The sequence below is a fragment of the Bartonella sp. MU70NMGDW genome (assembly GCF_042194085.1).
In the GTDB taxonomy this organism is placed as follows: Bacteria; Pseudomonadota; Alphaproteobacteria; order Rhizobiales; family Rhizobiaceae; genus Bartonella; species Bartonella grahamii.
The window spans coordinates 1-2,693 of sequence record NZ_JBHIMK010000167.1 but is presented as its reverse complement, the minus strand read 5'-3'; the positions used below and the strand labels follow the sequence as shown (position 1 = coordinate 2,693).

Below are 2,693 nucleotides of genomic sequence, written 5' to 3'. Positions count from 1 at the left end.
ACCAGCCTCAAAGAAGCAGGAAATCAACAGTATATTTAATCAGAAATGATCACATTTACATAAGTTTGATAGAACGGTCAAAAACGACCAGTGGACCGGAATATTTGAGACAAGTTGGAATAACATTACTGGTTGTTTTATAACTACCAGAACCAGCAAAAAATAACATATGAGTTGAATCAAAATTAAGTTTGTATGTCAACAATGGCTGTCTACCACCTTTTCCCCATGTTGTTTTGTCTTTAGGATCAAATTTGACATCTTTAACAATATCTTTGTCGACTCTATAGCGCTCTCCTATGACGACTTCACCATCACGAGGAAAAATCTCTTCAATCTTTTTCATACTCATCCATTGAACACCACCAAAGATCGTATTTTTTGAATTTTTCAAAGGTGAAGCTTTAGGTAATGATCGTTTTATCGTGTAACCAAGGATAACAATGCCAACAATAACACCCCCTAAAACCATCCTATCAAAGAAAGGAAAAACATCCGCCCATGTCATATTATTTTGACCTACATAGGGACTAAGTCTGATATATTCATTTGCACTATAATAAGCTGCAAACAAACCAAAGATGATCATGGACGAAATAATGATATTTTTTCTGATATGCCTTTTTTGTAATAAGATGAATGAAGAACATGAAAGTGCAATAAGGATTAAAATATCCAGTGGCTTTGATCTTACAAACCAATAAGCATCAGGCGTCGTTCCATTTTCTGTAATGTTATTGATCGTTATATTGACCAAAAAAGCTACAATGATTGAAAATATGAATGGCAATACTAAAAATATAATCTGTTTTTTGTCTAATTTATTAACCATTTTCCCCCCGACATATCAGAAAAAGCTTCTCTTCCTATTTTTTCGAAATTTTTATATTTTTTGAATTTTTATCAAGTTTTGAAACATAAAACAAGCCTCTTCAGATGAAAGACTTATCTGCCTCTCTAAGACGGGCTTTTATAAAAAGCGCCCCTAAACTAATTTTTTCAAAAATTTTTCCAAAGTTTCTTTGATGCTTCACGCGCTATTTAAATTTCTTACTTAACTCTTTTACGACACTGTATATGCTTCTTAACAGAAAAAAAACCAATAACAATACGCATTAGTGTTCACTGAAAAAAAGCGCGGTTTATCATATTTTTCCGTAAAACATTATTGTTTAGAGCCGTGATATAAGGCATGTAAAACTTCACATATTTAAGTGTTTTTTTAGAGTGTGTAATAAATGGGCATGACTTATCCCGTAGAGCCTTTTTAAAGTGAACCACATGGAGCGGTCAGGAGTAGGTCAAACCGCGCCAACAGAATCCGAACTTTTTACAAAACAGCCCTTAAGTCAGGAATATGCATCCTTTAAAGCGGAAGAAAAACAAAGACAAGAAAAAGCGTACAAATCAGGCGTCATGACGAGCACCCCTACTCTGTTTTATGAGATGCATTTCCTTCTAGTCCATGGGCACTTTATCGGCACCCCATTAACAATGCCATCCTCAGCTTTTAAAGAATGAAGCGACTTTTTTGTTATGGTCGTCTTTTATAGGTTTTCCATATTCATTTTTTCATCAATTAAAGAAATTACATCGCCCTTTTCATCAATACCCGTGCCCAAGAGTTCTACTAAACTTCCATGGATTGCGAGATTTTAAAGGATTACACTCCGGATTCTTGTCATGTACTATACACCATTCTATATAAGCTGGGTCATTCTGAAAATCTTCAGGGTCATCATAAAGAACTTTTTTTTCAAGTTGATTTGCACCAGACTTTTTCCATGTACCTGCAATCGTTTGAGGCAATTGAGCTTGATAACATCCAATCATAATCAATAAAGCACTCAATAATTTAAAAGTCTTCTTCATTTTATTTTCCTTGAATAATTATAAATACTATAAAAGTACATAAATTATTTTATTACCATATTTTTATATTAAAAAACAATAAATACTGTGAATATTTACTATCATTTTGAATATATATTCTTTAATACTTTGCTTTGACAATGATAATACAACGAACACAAATACAAAAGAAACAACAAGCGCGCAAATACAAAACCGTCGCCATAACGGGAGCCCCTTCCAAATTCTCTGTTCCAAATTCTCTGTTCCATGAGATAGTTGCCCTCTCGCCCATGGCACTTTATCTGCACCCTCAAGCGATTGAGTTCTTGAACATGCATGAAACGATTTTCGAAAACCGTCTCTGTAATATGTGTGGTTCCCTCAACCCCGTGTCATAAGCGCCGTAAACGACACTGAGAACAATGATACAAGTCTCTATTTGTTTGTTTTATGAAGCCCCACCCGCCTCTCAAACGCTTATGCCAACTCGTAAAAACTCCAAAACCATGAGAGCCCCGCGTTTATTGAGAGGATTAACAACCCTTGTTGTCTGAGATCAAGCCCCTTAAAGGGAGACCGAATACCTTTGAAGAGAATTACACTGTGATGCGTTGAATTTTTGCACCACAACGAACTAATTTTTCTTCTAATCTCTCAAATCCACGATCAAGATGATAGACACGATTGACGATTGTTTCCCCCTTTGCTGCCAATGCTGCAATCACAAGAGAAACAGAAGCGCGCAAATCCGTCGCCATAACGGGAGCCCCTTGCAAATTCTCTGTTCCATAAACGGTTGCCCTCTGCCCATCAAGCTTTATCGAGGCCCCTAAACGATT

At 35.9% G+C, this 2,693-nt stretch carries 3 protein-coding genes and 2 pseudogenes; 1 reads left to right on the top strand and 4 read right to left on the bottom strand.

The features are described 5' to 3' along the window. Positions 1–55: 55 nt before the first annotated feature. Positions 56–832, bottom strand: a complete 777-nt coding sequence (locus ACFIKE_RS09205; protein ID WP_375649482.1) for a type IV secretory system conjugative DNA transfer family protein — start codon at positions 830–832, stop codon at positions 56–58. Positions 833–1,281: 449 nt separating this feature from the next. Here ACFIKE_RS09205 and ACFIKE_RS09200 point away from each other — a divergent pair, with 449 nt between their 5' ends. Further along, on the top strand, positions 1,282–1,521 hold the full coding sequence (locus tag ACFIKE_RS09200; protein ID WP_375649480.1) for a hypothetical protein: 240 nt from the start codon (positions 1,282–1,284) through the stop codon (positions 1,519–1,521). Between the two features lie 84 nt (positions 1,522–1,605). On the opposite strand, the gene ACFIKE_RS09195 is transcribed toward ACFIKE_RS09200, so the two are convergent. The 3 genes and pseudogenes from ACFIKE_RS09195 to ACFIKE_RS09185 form a co-directional block, all read right to left on the bottom strand. Then, positions 1,606–1,872, bottom strand: a complete 267-nt coding sequence (locus ACFIKE_RS09195; protein ID WP_375625354.1) for a hypothetical protein — start codon at positions 1,870–1,872, stop codon at positions 1,606–1,608. Positions 1,873–2,062: 190 nt separating this feature from the next. After that, positions 2,063–2,262: pseudogene (locus tag ACFIKE_RS09190) on the bottom strand (UDP-N-acetylglucosamine 1-carboxyvinyltransferase); the annotation flags it as partial. Between the two features lie 188 nt (positions 2,263–2,450). Further along, positions 2,451–2,693, bottom strand: a pseudogene (locus ACFIKE_RS09185) (UDP-N-acetylglucosamine 1-carboxyvinyltransferase); the annotation flags it as partial.